Below are 18,167 nucleotides of genomic sequence, written 5' to 3'. Positions count from 1 at the left end.
CCACTTCACCGATGCGCTGCGCGGATTCGACGCCGGAATCCACCGCCGCTTTCACCGCGCCGACGTCGCCTTTCACCATCGCGGTGACGAGGCCGGAGCCGACGTTTTCATAGCCAATCAGTTCCACGTTGGCGGCTTTACACATCGCATCCGCCGCTTCGATACAGGCCACCAGCCCTTTGGTTTCAATCAGACCTAATGCATCACCCATTTGCGTTCTCCTGGCCATCAGGCCTTGTGTTTAATGACGATTTTGTTGATGTCGTTATGCGGACGAGCGATAACCAGCGAGGTCACCACTTCACCGATGCGCTGCGCGGATTCGACGCCGGAATCCACCGCCGCTTTCACTGCGCCGACGTCGCCCTTCACCATCACGGTCACCAGCCCCGAGCCGATGTTTTCATAGCTAATCAGCTCGACGTTGGCGGCTTTACACATCGCATCCGCGGCTTCAATGCAGGCCACCAGACCTTTGGTTTCGATAAGCCCTAATGCATCACCCATGGTTTCTCCTCCAGAACAGTTTTGTGATTCGGAAAACCGACCGCGTAACGGCGTCAGGACGCGGATGCGGCGTTCGGAATTCACTATAGGGAATGGCGAGTGAAGGGAAATTTAAATCTGCTAGCGTGGTATTTTTAGTCTTTTGCTCTGTGATTTAGGTTGGTTAAGGCGCTGATTTATGCATTTGTGCTGCGATGGCGGGGCGAATTGAGTGACGATTGTGGCGCTTTTTTCACCATTTAACCGGAGGCGGATTGATGTTAATAAGTTGCTAATTTATTGCAGATCGGGGGTAATTTGACGATGTATGAAGTGTGGGGGGGATCGCGTTTTCTTCGGCAGGCTAAATGCAAAACGTGCGGTTTTACTAACGGGAAAGTGAGGAAGGAAAAGCGGGTGTGAGCTTAGTCAAGCTTGCTGCCGGACTTCAGCGTGCAGACGTAGAGCGGGGAGTTGATAGAGCTGAGAAGAATGGCTTTCTCATTGAGCTTCTGCGCGTTGAGAAACAGGCCATCGTGGCTGTCGGACATTTCACGCATAAAATAGTCGAAGATCACGTCAGGCGACTCATCGATGGACGAGGCGCTGGATTCCCACTTGCTGATGCGATAGTGGCGCTCGGTGGTGGAGATGCGTTTGCTGGTGTAGCTAAATTTGACGTAGCGCTGGAGATAAAGCCAGCCGGCGGCGGAATCGGTGTAGCCCTCGACGACCATCGACCCTTTGCCGTTGGCGGCAAAGTTGAAATGGATATTGCCGTTGACGTTCTCTTTCTCCATGTTCTCAAAGCGCATAATCGCTTTGGTCGAGCAGCTCATCACCCCGCCGTTTTCGACCGGCAGCAGCTTCCAGGCGCAGAACCCGGCGGCGGCAATAAATACCAGGCTGGAGAGGGCGAAAAAGGGGCGCGGGGCGAGTCTCATTGCGGTTTCCATGAATAGTAAAAATAGTTATCGCAGTAGCTGAACGGGTTATCTTCATGCATCGCGCAGTGGGCGAGGAATACCCGGCCCAGGCCGTTGGTTTCCAGCCGGTCGCCATAGAAGAAGACGAAGCGTTCGCCGGGCTTGCATTCCAGCTTCAGGCGCTGGCGCACGGCATCAAAATTCTTGCCGTAGGCGGTTCCGGCAACGGAGCGCAGCATCTCATCGCTGGCCAGCAGCTCGCACTGGCTGTGGCGCATTTGCGTCAGGGTGATGGGGTGCGATGTGCTGCCGCCGAGAAAACTGCAGACCACCAGCAGCAGGGCGATGGTGAGCAGGCAGCCGCCGGCGAGATACCAGCAGGTACCGCGCGCGTGGCGGCTGGAAACGGTCTTTTGTTCTTCCGGGACCGCGGCCGGGTCTGGCTCGGCTTCTGGCGCGGGCGGCTGCTCCGGCTCCGGGCTGGCGTCGAGCCTCTCGATGGTGAGATCAGGATTGAGCTGCAGCAGTCCGCGCGACACGGTGACGATAATGTTGTCGATATCGTAGTGGCGGAAGGTTTTGCGCAGCATGCTCAGGTACTGATTGAGATTGCTGTTGGATGAGGTTAACCCGTTGTCATCCCAGACTTTTTTAAGCACCTCATCGCGGCTGACCACCTCGGTGTGGCGCAGGAAGAACCACAGCAGCGCGTTGGCGGTGATGGACAGCTGGCTGTCCGCCTCATCGCTTCCCGGTAACGTTAGCGTGCCGTCCATTGCATCATAAATAAGACGGCCATGGATGTTATAGCGCATCGCGGCCTCAACATGCTTCACGCAGGAAGCGTCATCTTCGTCAGATCGCTGACCAGCGACTGCCGGTGCCCGGGGCTCATGGTGCGCCCCTCGGTTAATTCCGATAGCCAGATGCCGTCCGCCGCATAGCGCACCAGCGTGCCGGTATGGCTATTGTCCAGTTCATCGCCTTTCGCCAGATGGTCCAGCATCCAGTCGCGCCAGCATTTTCGCAGCACCGGTTCATCCGGCATGGCCAGCGACAGCACCATCAGCTGGCGGCTCTCCTGGGTATCCGTGAGTTCCGGCGCCGACAGATAGCGCAGATAGGCGCGGGTAAAGCGGCCATAAGAGACGTTATCCGCGGCCATAAGCTCTGCAATCGCCTCTTCCATAATCGCCAGCAGGCGGGCAAAGAGGGCGAAAATCAGCGCCTGCTTGTTGGGGAAATGGTGCAGTAAACCGCCTTTGCTGACGCCCGCTTCGCGCGCGACGGCGTTCAGCGACAGCGAGGCGATACCGTCCCGGCCGGCGATGGTGGCGGCGGATTCCAGCAGTTGCTTATGCAGGCGGACGGGATCTTTTTTACGATGTTGGGCTTCCATATTCATGGCCCGAATCATACCGACCAGACGGTATGATTATTCTTGATCGCTATCAATATGCGAAGGGGCGCAGCGGGGCGGGATGACGTTATTGCGTGGAGGCTCACAGTTCACCTTATGAATTGTGGTGATATTCGCCGCACCGCGAATATCACCCACCGAGATTCACACAGGCTTCACGTGGATAGCGAGGCCGTTTTCGCCCGGCGCCAGCTCCGGACGCAGGTTCAGAGAGGGGATCAGATAGTCGCCGTGATTCTGCCGACGGAAGGGAATGGGCGGCGTTTCGGATAGGGTATCCAGCCGCCGGGCCAGCGCCTCGCGCAGCGTGGCGAAGCGCTGTGCATCGAGTTTGTCGGTGCGGTAGAACACCACCGGCGGTAGCACCTCAAAGCCGGGATAGAACAGCATTCCGTGCTGAATGGGGAACAGGATGTCGTCGATAGACCCGTTAATTCCGCGCGGCGCGTAGTGTTCCGCCCATCCGCCGGCGGTAACGACCAGCATCGCCCGTTTCCCCGCGAACGTGCCTTCGCCGTAGCGATCGCCCCAGTGGGTTTCGCTGTGCTCGCCGACGCCGTAGGCAAAGCCGTAAGCGTAGACCCGATCAATCCAGCCCTTCATGATGGCGGGCAGCGAAAACCACCACAGCGGGAACTGAAAAATCACCGTATCGGCCCACAGCAGCTTCTCCTGTTCGCCCACGATATCCGCGCTTTGCGTGCCGTTAGCGAAGGCGTACTGCGAATCCCGCGTTGCCCGCCAGCTTTCACCGACCGGCGGGGCGCTGCTGTCATCGGCATCAAATCCTGCCTTCCAGCGCATGGCGTAGAGATCGGACACCTGCACGTCGTGGCCGGCGTTTTGCAGATGCTGGACGGTAAAATCTTTCAGCGCGCCGTTAAGCGAATGCGGTTCAGGATGGGCGTAAACCAGTAGTATTTTCATTGAAATCACCTCTGAGCAATGGAGAGCTGCAGAGTAGAGTCGGCGACGCTATAGTAGAAATGAATTGCTTCAATAACAGGTATAGCGATGATTAATCTCCAGGGGCTGGATCTCAATTTGCTGCGCACGCTGAACGTTCTGCTCAGCGAAAATAACGTCACCCGCGCGGCGCAGCGCCTCAACCTGTCGCAGCCTTCGGTCAGCGTGCAGCTGGCGCGACTGCGCGAGATTTTCGCCGACCCGCTGCTGCTGCCGGGGCCGCGCGGAATGCAGCCCACCGCCCGCGCCGATGAACTGCGCGGGCCGCTGCGCGATGCGCTGCTGGCGCTGGAGCTGGCGGTAGCGCCGGTTCAGCCCTTCGACCCGGCCACGGCGGCGCAGACCTGGCGGGTGGCGGCGACGGACTATATGGCGTCGGCGATTTTGCTGCCGGTGCTCAATACCCTGCGCATCGCCTCTCCGGCCAGCCGCCTGGCGCTGTTTGAGCTACAGCCCGCGCGGCTGGTACAGCAGGCGGATCGCGATGAAGTGGATCTGTTTTTTCACACGCGAGACGGCGCGCCGCCCGGGCTGCATCAGCGTTTGTTGTTCCGCGAACGCTACGTGCTGGCGGGCAGGGCCGGGCATCCGGCGCTGCGGTCGCCATTAAGCCTGGCGCAGTTCTGCCAGCTGGAGCAGGTGATTGTCTCGCCGGACGGCGGTGGATTCAGCGCCGCGACCGATAGCGCGCTGGCGAATCTCGGGCTGGCGCGGCGGGTTGTCCTTTCCGTGCCACATTTCCTGTTTATGCTGGAGACGCTGCGCAACAGCGAGCTGGTGGCGGTGCTGCCGGAGCGGCTGGTGCGTGGCGCTGGCGGCCTGACGGTGGTTGAACCGCCGCTGGCGGTCGCCGGGTTTGAGATGCTGATGCTGTGGCACGAGCGCTGGCACCGCGATCCGGCGCACCGGTGGCTGCGCCAGCAAATCGTAACGTCATTAGAGGAAAAGCCATGTTAAGCGGATTAAACCATCTGACCCTGGCGGTCAGCCAGCTGGCGCCGAGCGTGGCGTTTTATCAGCAGCTTCCGGGGATGACGCTGCGCGCGCGCTGGGATAACGGCGCATATTTTTCCTGCGGCGACCTCTGGCTGTGCCTGTCGCTGGACCCGCAGCGGCGCGTCATTTCGCCGGAGGAGAGCGACTACACCCACTACGCGTTCAGCATTGCGGAAGAGGATTTCGCGCTTGTTGTCGGGCGTCTGAATGCGGCTGGCGTTCCTGTTTGGAAAACCAATAAAAGCGAAGGCGCGTCGCACTATTTCCTCGACCCGGACGGCCACAAGCTGGAGCTGCACGTTGGCAATCTCGCCCAGCGCCTGGCGGCGTGCCGGGCGAAGCCCTATAAAGGTATGGTGTTTTTTGGCGAGGACGAACAGGCGGCCGGGAACCCGTAGCCCGGCTAAGCGCAGCGCGAGCCGGGGAAAAGTGGAGGCTGTATTGCGCGTTGTTTCCCCGGAGGCGGCGCTTGACGCGCCTTGTCCGGGCTACCGGCCCGTGCGCTCGGGTAGCCCGGCTAAACGCAGCGCGAGCCGGGAACATCTTTTACAATTCCTGCTTTAAAAATGTGAAGTTTTTTCCAACGTTGAGAGTATTATCCCTGGATAATTGTCTATACTTTTTTGTATATACAATCAGGATGAATATGATGCCAATGGAGTTTGAATGGGATGCAAACAAGGCAAGAAGTAATCTAAGAAAACATGGAATCCGGTTTGAAGAAGCGGTGCTCGTCTTTGACGATCCCCGGCATCTTTCCCGACAGGATCGTTATGAGAATGGTGAATATCGCTGGCAAACTATCGGTCTCGTTCATGGGGTCATTGTTATCATGGTTGCGCATTCGGTCCGTTTTGAAAGTGGAACAGAGGTCATTCGTATTATCAGCGCCCGGAAGGCGGACAGCAAAGAGAGAAATCGTTATGAACATGGTTAAACATAAACGTGACAATCCGGATACGCTTACGGCTAAGCGAGCTGATGAGCTTAAAGCGCTGGCCAACAAAACGGATGATGAAATCGATTATAGCGATATTCCCGCCACAGACGACGCACAGTGGTCAGATGCCGTACGCGGTAAATTTTACCGACCGCTAAAAACTCAGGCTTCTGTCCGTATTGATGCCGATATTATGGAGTGGCTTAAACGTCCCGGGAAAGGTTATCAAACGCGACTGAATGCGATCTTAAGAGAAGCGATGATTCGCGATCTTAACAAGAAATAGCCTGCCTCATGATTACCCCGGAGGCGGCGCTTGACGCGCCTTGTCCGGGCTACCGGCCCGCAGACGGCTGGGAACCTGTAGCCCGGCTAAGCGCAGCGCGAGCCGGGGAGATAAATCGCGTTAGCCTTCCAGCTTCAGTTCCACATTGCGCTTGAGCACCAGGCGCATCAGCAGGTAATAGACCACGCCAACCGCCAGCCAGCTCAGCCCCAGCACCTTGGCCTGCGCGTCCATTTCATAAATCACAAAGCCGATAATGCACAGCCCCACCACCGGGAACAGCAGGTGTACCACCAGATTGCGCGATTTCTGGCGAATGATGTAATGGTTTATCACGGCAATGTGCAGCACCAGGAAGCCCATCAGCGCCCCGAAGTTCACCAGACGGCTGAGGTTATCGATATCGCCGTAGAACCAGAGGCCGGAAGCCAGCGAAATCAGCGCCACAAACAGGGTGCTGACGTAAGGCGTTTTCAGCCGCGGGTGCACTTTCGCCAGCAGCTGCGGCAGCTGCTTGTCGCGCGCCATCGCAAACAGAATACGCGACACGGCGGCCTGCGCCACCAGGGCGTTAGCAATCCCCCAGGAGATCACCGTCGACCACATGGTGACGTACTTCAGCCAGCCGCCGCCCGCCAGATTCGCGGTATCGTAGAAGGCGGTATCGAGGCTGCTGAACGTCATGCCCTGCGCCAGGTCGGCGGCAATCCACGTTTGCAGGATAAACAGCGAACCGACCAGCATCAGCGCGCCCAGCGATGCCTTACCCACGGTATCCACGCCGCCTTTCGTTTCCTCGGACAGCGTGGAGATCCCGTCGAAGCCGAGGAACGAGAGCACGGCGATGGAGACCGCGCCCATCACCAGCGGCAGGCTGAACTTATCGGCGTTGTAGAGCGGGTCGAGGGTCAGATGGCCCGCCCCGGCGCCGGAGTAGAGCGCAATCAGCCCCAGCACGACGAACACTGACAGCACCACGATCTCCGCGATCAGAATCGTATTATTGGCGCGTGCGGTAAAGGTAATGCCGCGCAGGTTAATCAGGCTGTTAATCGCGATAAAGCCGACAATCCACAGCCAGCCCGGCACGCCCGGCAGCATGGGCGCCAGCGCCGCCGCGCTGACGATATAGAGCAGCGACGGCACCAGAATATAGTCCAGCAGGATCAGCCAGCCGGCAAAAAAGCCGACAATGGGATGAATACCGCGCTGGGCATAGGCGTATACCGAACCGGAAACCGGGAACGCGCGCGACATCGACCAGTAGCTCATGGCGGTAAAGAACATCGCCACCATGCCGATGAGATAGGCCAGCGCCACCATACCCTGCGCGCCGTCCCAGACGTAGCCAAAGACGCCAAACGGCGCGATGGGTACCATAAAAATCATGCCGTAGACCAGCAGGTCGCGGAACGTCAGCGCCCGGTGCAGCTCCTGCTTATAGCCAAACTGTTCGACGCTCATGCCTGCTCCCCTTCGATGCTCAGGGAGAGCTGCTTCGCCACCGATTTGGGTAACGCGTAGCGGCAGGTTTTCAGCGGGTCGACCACCTGACAGATTTGCAGGTCGCCGGCGATGCTCAGAATACTGATCGCTTCAGCCAGCGTCAGGGAGGTATTGTCGGCGATAAAGTGCGCCATATTGCGGGTGGCCAGGGCGGCGGCATCATCGAGGGTCAGCGCCGAGGCGAGGGTAAACAGGGTCTCGCTGTTTTCGAGCATCGGCAGCGGCAGGCGGCGGTTTTTAACCACCGTCAGTTCGACCAGCACTTCGCCAGGGATTTCCAGACCGCAGACCGAGACTTCACCATCGCCCATCGCGGCGTGTAAATCGCCCAGCCCGAACAGCGCGCCGGGGACGTTGACCGGCAGCCACAGGGTGCTGCCGGCGGTGATCATTTTGCAGTCCATATTGCCGCCGTGGCTATCCGGCGTGCCGCAGGAGATGGCTTCCCCGGCAGGCGCGACGCCGATCACGCCGACCATCGGGTTGAGCGGCACGCGCACGTTGCCGGGCAGTACGGCATGGTCGTTTTCAATGGGCACGATAGTGACCTTCGGGGCATCGAGCTCGTCGCCAATCACCCCCAGCTGCGGCGCGGTGACCATCACCGCCTGCTGGCTGCTCAGGGTGATGCGCTTGATGGTGACCTTGAGCGCATCGCCCGGCTCGGCGCCCTCGACGTAGACCGGCCCGGTCGCCGGGTTAATACGCTGCCAGTCCAGTTCGTTGAACACGGCATCGGCGGAGGTGATTTGGTCGGAGAAGCAGTCGCAGGTTTCGAACAGCACTTCACTTCCGCTGCTGACGGTAGCGACAGGAGCGTTATCCCGCGACATGGCGTAAACCACCCGATCTTTGGTTATTTTCATGACATTCATCCCGGTTATATTGTTGTGTTTTTTATATTTAGAGTTTCCCGTATAGGGAATGAGTGAATTTATCGGGATTATCACAGGAAGGCAATCAGGTCAGTTTTTTCAAAAATAAATGATATATATTTGCTGGTGAATCATGCGGTTGTATATTTTAATTTGATGTTTTTATATGCTGGTTATTAAGTCGTTTGACTATTCAATGTTTTATTACTGGTTGTCATTATTTCATTATTTACTGCTATTAATCGTTTATATAGCAGATTACTCTGCAAAAATTTACGTGCTGGTAATTTAGCGCAATATACCGTGGGGTATTGATGATAATGCCAGAGTATTTGGGCTCTCACAGAGGGGAACCCGGAGGCGGTGCTTGCGCACCTGTCCGGGCTACCGGCCCGCAGACGGCGGGGAACCGGTAGCACCGGCCAGCGCAGCTCACTCCGGCGCCCACTCCATCGCCACCTTCACCGCCATTCCCAGCTGCACCATCACCTCTTTATGTTTATCTGTCGGCGGCAGGGCGCAGTTGATCCTTAAGCAGTTGCGGTATTTCCCGGATGCTGAAAACAGCGATCCCGGCGCGACCTGGATCTTTAGCCGGCACAGCTGCTTCGCGACGCAGACCATGTCCACCTGCTCCGGCAGCTCGACCCACAGCATAAAGCCGCCTTTCGGGCGGGTAACGCAGATCCCGCAGGGGAAAAACTCCCGCAGCCAGCAGGTGTAAATCTCCATATTACGCTGGTAGATCTGCCGCATCCGCCGCACGTGGCGGTGATAGTGGCCTTCGCGAATAAAGTTACAGGCCGCCAGTTGGGTGGAGGGGACGTTGGTACCGCTGGCGGCATACTTCATCTGCAGCAGACGATCGTAATAACGGCCGGGGGCAATCCAGCCGATGCGCAGGCCGGGAGCGATGGTTTTGGTAAACGAACTGCAGAGCATCACCCGGCCGTCGATGTCCCAGGAATGGATCGTGCGCGGGCGCGGGTATTCGGTTGCCAGCTCGCCGTAGATATCATCCTCAAAGATAACGATATCGTGGCGCTGGGCGAGGCACAGCGCCGCTCGCTTGCGGGCATCCGGCATGATAAATCCCAGCGGATTATTGCAGTTGGGGACCAGGATCACCCCTTTGATCGGCCATTGATCGAGCGCCAGCTCTAACGCCTCGATGCTGATCCCGGTTTCCGGATCGGTGGGGATCTCGATGGTTTTTAGCCCTAATCCGCGCAGCATCTGCATGGTGCCGTAGTAGCAAGGGGATTCGACGGCAACGATATCACCGGGCTGGCACACCGACAGCAGCGCCAGCGACAGCGCGCTGTGGCAGCCGCTGGTGAGCACCAGGTCGTTGGCGGTGACCACCGATCCGCCGTCGAGCATCAGGCGGGCGATCTGTTCGCGCAGTTCGCGACGCCCGGCCAGCTCGTCGTAGTTCAGCACTTCGCTCAGGTTGTGCTGAATTGCCCGGCTCAGCTCGCGCCAGATAGGCTTCAGGCTCGGCTGAGTGACGTCCGGCGAGCCACCGCCGAAGGGGATAATCGATTTATCGTGGCGGGCGTCGAGCATGGTCAGCACCTGATCCCACTGGGTGATCTCGACGGGGCGCTGGACCGGACGCGACATCGGCGGTACCGGCGGCTGGGCTTTACGCGGAGCCACGAAATAGCCGGATCGCGGCTGCGGCACGATCAGCTGCTGCTGTTCCAGCATCTGGTAGGCCTGCTGAACGGTGCTGATGCTAACGCCGTGTTCCTGGCTCAGGCTGCGCACCGACGGCAGCTTTTCGCCGGGGCGATACAGCCCCTGTTCGATGCGTTCTGCCAGCAGGCTGGCCAGATGTTGATAGCGGGTCATGCTGTATCCTTGATCGTCGCCATACAGATCAATAAACCAGTACAGATTGGCGGTAAAAATGAGGTCTGCTGTACGTTTTAGCGAATCTGTATGTTAAAGAAAAGTATTTTGTGAATCTGTATTGTTTAGCCCCGGATCCGTGAAGATAAAGCCTCTGGCAAGGTGAGGAGGTAGAGGATGGAATTTCACGAGAATCGGGCAAGACAGCCGTTTATCGGCTTCGTATTTCTGGCGCGGGTGATCAAAAAATGGTGGCTTCGCGAACAAACGCGCAGAACATTGCAGCGTATGAGCGACGAACAGCTAAAAGATGTCGGGCTGCGTCGGGATCAGATCAATTAAAAAGTGCGATTTGTTACCCGGCATTTCCCCGGAGGCGGCGCTTGACGCGCCTGTCCGGGCGACCAGACCGCGCAGAGCCGTAGCCCCGGTAAGCGTGAGCGCGACCGGGGATTTTCCCGGAGGCGGCGCTTGACGCGCCTGGTCCGGGCGACCAGACCGCGCAGAGCTGTAGCCCCGGTAAGCGTGGGCGCGACCGGGGATTTTCCCGGAGGCGGCGCTTGACGCACCTGGTCCGGGCGACCATACCGCGCAGAGCTGTAGCCCCGGTAAGCGTGAGCGCGACCGGGGATAATACATTCACAGAATTTATCAATTCATGCTTATCCACTCTTCGTTTCTTGATACTTACCGTGATAAGTATTATTTTCCTCACCGTTAAGTGAGGAAAAAAAGATGACCGAAGACGACCTGTTTGCCCGCCGCCCGATGGGGATGCGCATGGCGATGGTGGTGCGCCAGTGGCGCGCGATTATTGATTCTGCCATTACCGACACCGGCCTGACCCAGTCAAGCTGGACGGTGCTAATGCAGCTGCATCAGCTGGGGGATAACGTCTCGGTCAGCGAGCTGGCGGAGGTGCAGGGCATTGAACTGCCGCCGCTGATGCGCACCCTCACGCAGCTGGAAAAGCAGGGCTATCTGCTGCGTTCTACATCGCCTTATGACAAACGCATACGCCTGCTGACGCTGACGGCGGAAGGCCGCGCTATTCTGGAGAAGCTGAACCGCGTGATTGAGACCTATCAACAGCGCGTCACCGAAACTATCCCTGAAGCGCAGCTCGCCGCCTTTAGCGCTACGTTAAATCAAATCGCCTGCAATCTGCGGACTATCCGCGAAGAAGATAACAAGATCTAAAACACTATGATGACCCCTGAACAGAAATTTGCCCGCTGGGTAAGGGTGAGTATTGCCGCCTTCCTGGCCATATTCGCCTGGTTTATCGTTGCCGATATCTGGATCCCGCTCACGCCGGACTCCACCGTGATGCGCGTGGTCACGCCGGTCTCGTCGCGCGTCTCCGGCTATGTCTCCCATGTCTATGTGCACAACAACAGCCAGGTGAAGAAGGGCGACCTGCTCTATGAACTGGACCCGACGCCGTTTATCAATAAAGTGGAAGCGGCGCAGATCGCCCTTGAACAGGCGAAACTCGGCAACCAGCAGCTGGACGCGCAGATCGCCTCTGCCCGCGCCAACCTGCGCACCGCCCAGTACACCGCGCGCAACGATAAGGTGACCTTCGAGCGCTACCAGCGCCTGAGCACCATGCAGAACGTTTCCCAGTCGGATCTGGATAAAGTGCGCACCACCTGGCAGACCAGCGAGCAGTCGGTCAGCGCGCTCAACGCCAGTATCCAGAATCTGCTGATCCAGCGCGGCGAGCGCGACGATGGGCGCAACGTCACGCTGCAGAAGTACCGCAATGCGCTGGAAGAGGCGCAGCTTAACCTCGGCTGGACGAAGGTCCGCGCGGAGACCGACGGGATGGTGAGCAACCTGCAGCTTAACCCCGGTCTGTACGCCACCGCCGCCACGCCGCTGCTGGCGCTGGTGAGCAATCAGACCGATATCGTCGCTGATTTCCGCGAGAAGAGCCTGCGCCACACCGGCGTCAATACCGATGCCGCGGTGGTGTTTGATGCGCTGCCGGGGAAAGTCTTCCCGGCGCACGTCACCAGCAGCGATGCCGGTATTCTGGCCGGACAGGAAGAGGTCAATGGCCAGCTGTCGCAGCCGGAGCAGTCCACCCGCTGGGTGCGCGACGCGCAGCGCATGCGTATTCACGTCGCCCTGGACGAGCCGCTGGATAAGCCGCTGCCCACCGGCGCCCGCGCGACGGTACAGCTCTATAACAGCGATGGCCCGTTCGCCCGTACCTTCGCCGGCGCGCAGATCCATCTGGTGAGCTTCCTGCACTATGTCTATTAATACCCTGGCGCGGGTCTTCACCCCGCACGGCAACATCGTCTACACGGCGAACGATTTTCGCCAGACGCTGCGCATCGCCGTGGCCGGCACTATCGCACTGAGCATTTCGACCTTCTACGACGTACAGTACGGCGTCTTTTTCGTGGTTTATCCGCTGATGCTGCTGTCGCTGGTGCCGGTATTTAACCGTCACGTGGCGCGGCAGTTTGTGTTCAGCGCAGCGGTGAACTGCGTCGAAATGGTGTTAATCGTCGGCTATCTGTCGCAGTGGCCGGTGATTATGACCCTGGTGGTGTTTGGCCTGTACGTGATGCGCTTTCGCTTTATGAGCCAGGGGCCGCTGTTTCTGCTGGGGTCGATGGGCGTGGTGTGTCAAAGCACGATGCTCAACTTTATGAGCTATCCCACCAGCAACTGGCACACCCTGATGTTCTCCAATATGGAGGCCTGCGTGATGGCGGTGGCGCTCAGCGCGCTGCTGAACTACTTCATCCCGGACGTTGAACCGCGCAAGCCGCCGCCGCGCATTGAAAAAGATGCTGCCCGTATTCGCCACGAATCGCTGCTCTCCGGCAGCGTGGCGACAATGATCTTTGTGATCTTTCAGGTCTGCGATCTGAGCGACTCGCTGTCGGCGCTGATGGCGGGAATTTTAATTCTGTTCCCGATGCACTATCGCGGCGCGGTGATTAGCTCGATCTGGCGCGTGGTGGGGGTGGTGCTGGCCTGCCTTTATATCCTGGTGGTGCAGCTGATTATCTACGACTTCAGCAATCATATGGTGCTGATGATGCCGCTGATTGGTCTCGGCCTGGCGTTTAGCGCCCGCCTGCACGTGATGGAGAAGGTGGGGGCCGGCGTTGGCTTCGCCAGCATTACCACCATCGGCATCATGTTCGGCCAGAACCTGCATCCGGACCAGGACCTGGTGTTCAGCGATCTGTACCGCATCACTTCCGTCACCGTGGCGCTGATCGTCACGCTGACCATGGTCTTCCTTATGCATCGGCTGCTGAACTGCTTTGCGCCAACCCGATTCGTAGTGACCGAATAAGCTCAGGCCGCCAGCGCCCGCTGCGCGTCCCGAAAAGCGTTGTGCAGCAGCCGCCACATATGATGCGCCGCCGGGGAAAAGCGGCGGTCGGAGTTGCGTAGCAGGTGGCACTGGGCGCTGCTGGCGATGGGATGATCGATGGGGACCGCGGTCAGAATACCGTGGGCTATTGCTTCCCGGGCGGCGTATGCGGTCATAAAAGAGATCCCCAATCCCGCCTGGCTCAGGCTCATGGCGGTGGAAAAGAGGTTGCAGCGATAGGCCGGATGAAACTGCCGTCCGGCGGTTTTAAACATGGCGTTCATATGGCGCTGCAGGCCAAAGCTGTCGGTGAGCGCGATCAGGCGATATTGCGTAAGCTCATCGATGGTGACGGCGGGCAGGGCAGCGATGGGATGCTGTGGCGAGACCACGGCGCAGATAGGGCCCCACTGAAAGCTGTGGCGTTTAAGCTCCGGGTTGCCGATGGGGCCGAAGGCGACCGCCATATCCGCTTCGCCGCTGGCGATATCGTTGAGCATCTCCTGCATGCTGCCGACAATAATATCCACGAACACGTTAGGCCAGGACTGAGAAAAGGTGCTCATCACCGATTCAATAAAGGTGGTGACCAGCCCGCCGCCAATCCTCACCGAGATAGTCCCGCCGCGCATATGGCGTAAATCCTTCAGGTGACTTTCCAGCTTTTCCCGGCGCTGACGGCTTTCGTAGTAGTCCTCCGCCAGCAGACGTCCGGCTTCGGTCAGCACCACGTTTCGTCCCTGGCGTTCCAGCAGCGGCAGCTCCAGCGCCCGTTCCAGCTGCGCTATCTGGCGGCTGATGACTGACGGGTTGATGCCCAGCATATCGGCGGCCCGGCGAATGCCTCCCTGAATCCCGACTTCATACAGATAGCTCATCGGCCTCTCATGCAACATCGTTTCTCGCTCCTTTGTTGACCTGTAGTCAACAATAACACCCTTTCACAGGTATTTATCATCCCGGCAAGTTATAGATAATCGTAATTCGGACAAAAACTGACAGGGAGGAAAATTCTCATCGCTTATTCCCGGCGCGCTATTAAGGCGGCAAGGCTCGGGGAGTTGAAGAATAAGAAATGGTGATGATGCTGATTAAGGGAATATGGAAAAGCTTATCAGTGAAAATAATAAATTCGAATAACAATAAATTGACATAATTTCAAATTGCAAACAACCGCACTAACATTTCATTATGTGAGAGGACAGGGTATGAGTGAAAATAAAACGTTGGAATGTTCCTCCGACGAAACGACAAATGAGTGGAAAGTCGGGCCCGGAGCCTGGATTTCACTGATCGTCGTATTGTTAGTTTTCTCCGGGTTGCTGTTTAAGGTTGAGGGCATGGCCTGGCTGGGGGCGTTTGACTTTACCACCCTCGGCGGCGCGTTCGGCACCATGAAAACGCCGGAAACCAACACCTTTATCGGCAGCGGCGGCATCAGCGCCAAGGCCGGCTTCCTGTTTGCCCTGTCGCTGGTGCCGACGGTGATGCTGGCGCTGGGGCTGCTGGAGATATTTACCCACTACGGCGCGATCCGCGCGGCGCATAAGCTGCTGACCCCGCTGCTTCGCCCGCTGCTCGGGATCCCGGGTTATACCGGCCTGGCGCTGATTACCGACTTACAGAGTACCGATGCCGGGGCGGCGCTGACCAAAGAGCTGTATGACAGCGACAAAATAAATCGTAAGGATCTGGTTATTATGGGCGCCTGGCAATATTCCGGCGCCGGTCTGATTAATAACTACTTCTCGATTGGCTCAGCGCTTTTCGCTTCGTTAACCATTCCTATCATTATTCCGCTGCTTTTAATGTTTGTGCTGAAGTTTGTCGGCGCGGCAATCACGCGTCTGGTTCTGAATACCGCTTATAAAAGGGATTTTGAAAATGAATAATTCGGCAAAAGTCGGCAGTAACCCGTTCGATATTTTCGTTATCGGCGCGCGCAAAGGATTTAATATCGCCATCAACAATCTGATGCCGAATGTATTAATGGCCTACGTGATCGCTGAAATGCTGAATTTGCTCGGCGTGATGCAGATCATCGGCCACGTCTGCGCGCCGCTGATGGGCCTGTTTGGCCTGCCGGGTGAAGCTATTACCGTATTGCTGACCTCCTGGCTTTCCGCCTCTGCGGGAACCGGCGTGGCGGTGAGCCTGTTGAGCAAAGGCACCCTCAACGTGGCGGATATCACGATTCTCATCCCGGCGATTTTCCTCATGGGTTCGCAGCTTCAGTACATGGGGCGCCTGCTCGGCGTGGCGGATGTCCCGAAAAAATATTGGCCGCTGCTGATGGCGGTGAGCATTATCAATGCCGTCATCGCCATGCTGGTCATGCGCGTGATTGCATAATAGAAGGCAAGGAGTAAGACGTGTCGCGAACTTTAGAGCATTTCAATTATCTGCATCAAATCCCTGAACTGGGCTTTGAGGAGCACAAAACGTCGGCATACATCGGCGATGCATTAGAAGCCGCGGGGTTTCAGGTTCAGCGCAACGTCGGCGGCACCACCGGCATTGTTGCACTGCTGGATAGCGGTAAGCCGGGGCCGGTCGTGGCGCTGCGGGCGGATATGGATGCGCTGGGCCATATCATCGATGGCCGCTTAGAGGCTCGCCATACCTGTGGTCATGACGGGCACTCTTCGGTGGTGTTGACCGCCGCGGAAGAGATCCTCGCCGAAGGGCTGGTGAAGCGCGGGAAGCTGAAAATACTCTTTCAGCCCGCCGAAGAGCTGGGCACCGGGGCGATCGCGCTGACGGACGCGGGCGCGCTGGACGACGTGGAGATGCTGTTCGGCTTCCACCTCAGGCCGCTGGAGGAGTGTCCGAAGGGCAAGGCGGTGCCGGCGATGTACTACTCCGCCTCGGCGACGGTGATGGTCGATTTCCACGGCAAAGCCGCGCATGCCGCCCGGCCTCACCTGGGCGTTAACGCGCTGGATGCCGCGTCGCACGCGGTGCAGGCGGTAAACGGGATTCATCTGGCGCCTTCGCTGACCTGGAGCGCTAAAGCGACGCGCTTTCTGTGCGATGCAGGGGTAACCAACTCGGTGCCGGCAAAAGCGCACGTGTGCTGGGATCTGCGCAGCGCGGAAAATGACGGCATGGCAACGCTGAAAGAGCGGGTGGTGCGGGCGATAGAGAGCAGCGCGGCGGCTTACGGCGCCACCGTCGATATCCAGATCGTCAAGGAGATGCCCGCCGCGATTATCGACGAACAGGCTACGGCTATCGTCAGCCAGGCGATCCGGGAAACGTTTGGCGAAACCGGCTTAACGGCGGCGAAGAGTACGCCGGGCAGCGAGGACTTTTTCCACTACCTGCGCCTGCGTCCACAGGTGAAGGGCGGGTTCTGGGGGCTGGGCTGCGACCTGCTGCCGGGGCTGCATCATCCGGAGATGCGCTTCGACCGCGCCGCGCTGGCGGATGGCGTGCGGGTGTTTAAATCCTGCGTTCGCCAGCTGCTGGGCTGAGGGAACAAACCCGGATATTGTGCTCGCTGTACGCCGCCGGGCGATGATTCGCGCCCTGGTTACGCCTGCGGCGGAAACTGAGCCAGCAGCTGATAATCATCCCCGGCGACGCGAAACAGAGCTTCCGTTTGGCCGGGGAGAATCCACTTCTGTTCTTCGCCCGGCTCACAGCTCAGATAAATGCAAAGCCCGCAGCCGCCGCGCAGCTGGCGCGGAATGTCCTTCACCCGGAAGGACGCTCCCGCCGCCTGCAGGGCTTTGCGCATCCGCACTACCCCCACCGTTGAGTGAAATAAAAACAGATATTCCGTCACCGGCGGCTCCTCTGACGTAAGCCGATCAGCGCCGCGCCGATCGCCCCGGCAAACTGCGCGTCGGGATGCGTCTGCACCGCCATACCCACGTGCCACTCCAGCCTCCGCGCGAAGGCCGCGCAGTGGCTGACGCCGCCGGTAAACAGCAGCGGCCCCTGCGCCGACAGACGGCCAATAAAATTGGCGCTGCGTCGGGCCATGGCGTTGATCACCCCGGCGAGGATCGCCTCCGGCGGCACCCCGGCCGAACGCAGGCTGATGACCTCGGATTCGGCGAATACCGTGCACATGCTGGTAATCGCATGGGGTTCAATACCGTCGGTGATGCTGTCGAGCTGCTCGACGCTGGCCCCCAGCGTACGCGAAATCACCTCCAGGAAGCGCCCGGTACCCGCCGCGCATTTATCGTTCATCAGGAAATCGGTGAGATTACCCGCTTCGTCCAGCTGGATAACCTTACTGTCCTGGCCGCCGATGTCGATGACCGTCCGGGTCTGCGGGGCCAGCAGGCGCGCGCCGAGCCCGTGGCACGAGATCTCAGTGACCTGCTTATCGGCGAAATCCACCAGCTGGCGACCGTAGCCGGTTAAGGTTAAAAAGGGGCGCTCGCTCAGGCCTGCGCGGAGCGTTTCCCACGCTTCAACGATGGCGTCGGCGGGGCGAAACGGCGTCGGGCAGAGAAAGCGGCGCTGAATCACGCCGTCTTCAAGCAGGATGCCTTTGGTGGCGGTCGATCCGGAATCAATCCCTACGGTAATGGTCACGCGCGC

23 protein-coding genes are annotated in these 18,167 nt (G+C 58.7%); 11 read left to right on the top strand and 12 right to left on the bottom strand.

Translation table 11 applies throughout. The annotated features are described in order from the left end of the window. The 6 genes from ABLU88_RS22220 to ABLU88_RS22195 all read right to left on the bottom strand — a co-directional run. Positions 1–211, bottom strand: a 211-nt coding sequence (locus ABLU88_RS22220; protein ID WP_117286265.1) for a BMC domain-containing protein, incomplete at its 3' end; no start/stop codon positions are given. 17 nt (positions 212–228) lie between these two features. Next, complete coding sequence (locus ABLU88_RS22215) at positions 229–507, bottom strand: BMC domain-containing protein (protein ID WP_004098239.1); 279 nt, start codon at positions 505–507, stop codon at positions 229–231. Between the two features lie 404 nt (positions 508–911). Further along, positions 912–1,430 (bottom strand): FidL-like protein, encoded by a 519-nt coding sequence (locus ABLU88_RS22210; protein WP_004098240.1) that lies wholly within the window; start codon positions 1,428–1,430, stop codon positions 912–914. Beyond that, positions 1,427–2,227 (bottom strand): winged helix-turn-helix domain-containing protein, encoded by an 801-nt coding sequence (locus ABLU88_RS22205; protein ID WP_046878031.1) that lies wholly within the window; start codon positions 2,225–2,227, stop codon positions 1,427–1,429. Before ABLU88_RS22205 ends, ABLU88_RS22210 begins: the two co-directional genes overlap by 4 nt. A gap of 17 nt (positions 2,228–2,244) precedes the next feature. Next, positions 2,245–2,829 carry a TetR/AcrR family transcriptional regulator gene (locus tag ABLU88_RS22200; RefSeq protein WP_004098242.1) on the bottom strand — a complete coding sequence of 195 codons (585 nt, stop codon included), beginning with the start codon at positions 2,827–2,829 and terminating at the stop codon, positions 2,245–2,247. Positions 2,830–2,976: 147 nt separating this feature from the next. Beyond that, entirely contained in the window at positions 2,977–3,759 is a 783-nt protein-coding gene (locus ABLU88_RS22195; RefSeq protein ID WP_122117630.1) for an NAD(P)H-dependent oxidoreductase, read from the bottom strand. Between the two features lie 87 nt (positions 3,760–3,846). On the opposite strand from ABLU88_RS22195, the gene ABLU88_RS22190 reads away from it, so the two are divergent. From ABLU88_RS22190 to ABLU88_RS22175, 4 genes are all read left to right on the top strand, one after another. After that, a complete protein-coding gene (locus tag ABLU88_RS22190) occupies positions 3,847–4,755 on the top strand; it encodes a LysR family transcriptional regulator (protein WP_014837311.1) in 909 nt (302 codons plus the stop codon). Then, positions 4,749–5,192 carry a FosA family fosfomycin resistance glutathione transferase gene (locus ABLU88_RS22185; protein WP_064375701.1) on the top strand — a complete coding sequence of 148 codons (444 nt, stop codon included), beginning with the start codon at positions 4,749–4,751 and terminating at the stop codon, positions 5,190–5,192. The genes ABLU88_RS22190 and ABLU88_RS22185 overlap by 7 nt, the downstream gene beginning before the upstream one ends. Before the next feature lie 251 nt (positions 5,193–5,443). Beyond that, positions 5,444–5,731, top strand: coding sequence for a BrnT family toxin (locus tag ABLU88_RS22180; protein ID WP_042933975.1), 288 nt, complete (start codon positions 5,444–5,446; stop codon positions 5,729–5,731). Beyond that, the gene (locus ABLU88_RS22175; RefSeq protein WP_025108476.1) at positions 5,718–6,020 is read left to right on the top strand and encodes a BrnA antitoxin family protein; all 303 of its coding nucleotides are present in this window, start codon (positions 5,718–5,720) and stop codon (positions 6,018–6,020) included. Before ABLU88_RS22180 ends, ABLU88_RS22175 begins: the two co-directional genes overlap by 14 nt. A 120-nt stretch (positions 6,021–6,140) precedes the next feature. Here the strand turns inward: ABLU88_RS22175 and ABLU88_RS22170 are convergent, their stop codons facing one another. The 3 genes from ABLU88_RS22170 to ABLU88_RS22160 form a co-directional block, all read right to left on the bottom strand. Then, positions 6,141–7,484, bottom strand: a complete 1,344-nt coding sequence (locus tag ABLU88_RS22170; RefSeq protein ID WP_004128506.1) for an APC family permease — start codon at positions 7,482–7,484, stop codon at positions 6,141–6,143. Then, the gene (locus ABLU88_RS22165; protein ID WP_185219634.1) at positions 7,481–8,392 is read right to left on the bottom strand and encodes an acetamidase/formamidase family protein; all 912 of its coding nucleotides are present in this window, start codon (positions 8,390–8,392) and stop codon (positions 7,481–7,483) included. Before ABLU88_RS22165 ends, ABLU88_RS22170 begins: the two co-directional genes overlap by 4 nt. 441 nt (positions 8,393–8,833) lie before the next feature. Then, positions 8,834–10,258, bottom strand: a complete 1,425-nt coding sequence (locus ABLU88_RS22160; protein WP_038424026.1) for a PLP-dependent aminotransferase family protein — start codon at positions 10,256–10,258, stop codon at positions 8,834–8,836. 177 nt (positions 10,259–10,435) lie between these two features. Between ABLU88_RS22160 and ABLU88_RS22155 the strand changes: the two genes are divergently transcribed. The 4 genes from ABLU88_RS22155 (at position 10,436) to ABLU88_RS22140 (ending at position 13,586) form a co-directional block, all read left to right on the top strand. Further along, complete coding sequence (locus tag ABLU88_RS22155; protein WP_064507003.1) at positions 10,436–10,600, top strand: DUF1127 domain-containing protein; 165 nt, start codon at positions 10,436–10,438, stop codon at positions 10,598–10,600. 393 nt (positions 10,601–10,993) lie between these two features. Next, complete coding sequence (locus tag ABLU88_RS22150) at positions 10,994–11,458, top strand: MarR family transcriptional regulator (protein WP_014227766.1); 465 nt, start codon at positions 10,994–10,996, stop codon at positions 11,456–11,458. A 6-nt stretch (positions 11,459–11,464) separates the two neighbouring features. Next, positions 11,465–12,532 carry an HlyD family secretion protein gene (locus ABLU88_RS22145; protein ID WP_265810769.1) on the top strand — a complete coding sequence of 356 codons (1,068 nt, stop codon included), beginning with the start codon at positions 11,465–11,467 and terminating at the stop codon, positions 12,530–12,532. Then, the gene (locus ABLU88_RS22140) at positions 12,522–13,586 is read left to right on the top strand and encodes a DUF2955 domain-containing protein (RefSeq protein ID WP_004098265.1); all 1,065 of its coding nucleotides are present in this window, start codon (positions 12,522–12,524) and stop codon (positions 13,584–13,586) included. The genes ABLU88_RS22145 and ABLU88_RS22140 overlap by 11 nt, the downstream gene beginning before the upstream one ends. A gap of 2 nt (positions 13,587–13,588) precedes the next feature. On the opposite strand, the gene ABLU88_RS22135 is transcribed toward ABLU88_RS22140, so the two are convergent. Continuing rightward, positions 13,589–14,503 (bottom strand): LysR substrate-binding domain-containing protein, encoded by a 915-nt coding sequence (locus tag ABLU88_RS22135; RefSeq protein WP_049102130.1) that lies wholly within the window; start codon positions 14,501–14,503, stop codon positions 13,589–13,591. Positions 14,504–14,815: 312 nt separating this feature from the next. Here ABLU88_RS22135 and ABLU88_RS22130 point away from each other — a divergent pair, with 312 nt between their 5' ends. From ABLU88_RS22130 to ABLU88_RS22120, 3 genes are read left to right on the top strand one after another with little or no spacing between them, the layout of a single operon-like run. Then, on the top strand, positions 14,816–15,499 hold the full coding sequence (locus ABLU88_RS22130) for a nucleoside recognition domain-containing protein (protein WP_014227768.1): 684 nt from the start codon (positions 14,816–14,818) through the stop codon (positions 15,497–15,499). Then, the gene (locus tag ABLU88_RS22125; protein ID WP_004128539.1) at positions 15,492–15,959 is read left to right on the top strand and encodes a YjiG family protein; all 468 of its coding nucleotides are present in this window, start codon (positions 15,492–15,494) and stop codon (positions 15,957–15,959) included. Before ABLU88_RS22130 ends, ABLU88_RS22125 begins: the two co-directional genes overlap by 8 nt. Before the next feature lie 20 nt (positions 15,960–15,979). Further along, positions 15,980–17,083, top strand: coding sequence for a M20 peptidase aminoacylase family protein (locus ABLU88_RS22120; protein ID WP_102803609.1), 1,104 nt, complete (start codon positions 15,980–15,982; stop codon positions 17,081–17,083). Positions 17,084–17,142: 59 nt separating this feature from the next. Here the strand turns inward: ABLU88_RS22120 and ABLU88_RS22115 are convergent, their stop codons facing one another. Next, positions 17,143–17,397 (bottom strand): DUF3343 domain-containing protein, encoded by a 255-nt coding sequence (locus ABLU88_RS22115; RefSeq protein ID WP_014227770.1) that lies wholly within the window; start codon positions 17,395–17,397, stop codon positions 17,143–17,145. Further along, positions 17,394–18,161 (bottom strand): putative 2-hydroxyacyl-CoA dehydratase activator YjiL, encoded by a 768-nt coding sequence (gene yjiL / locus ABLU88_RS22110; protein ID WP_102803610.1) that lies wholly within the window; start codon positions 18,159–18,161, stop codon positions 17,394–17,396. The genes ABLU88_RS22115 and yjiL overlap by 4 nt, the downstream gene beginning before the upstream one ends. Positions 18,162–18,167: the final 6 nt, after the last annotated feature.

The organism is Klebsiella sp. GW_Kp182 (assembly GCF_040062275.1).
In the GTDB taxonomy this organism is placed as follows: Bacteria; Pseudomonadota; Gammaproteobacteria; order Enterobacterales; family Enterobacteriaceae; genus Klebsiella; species Klebsiella michiganensis.
This window is presented reverse-complemented; position numbering and strand designations above follow the sequence as displayed.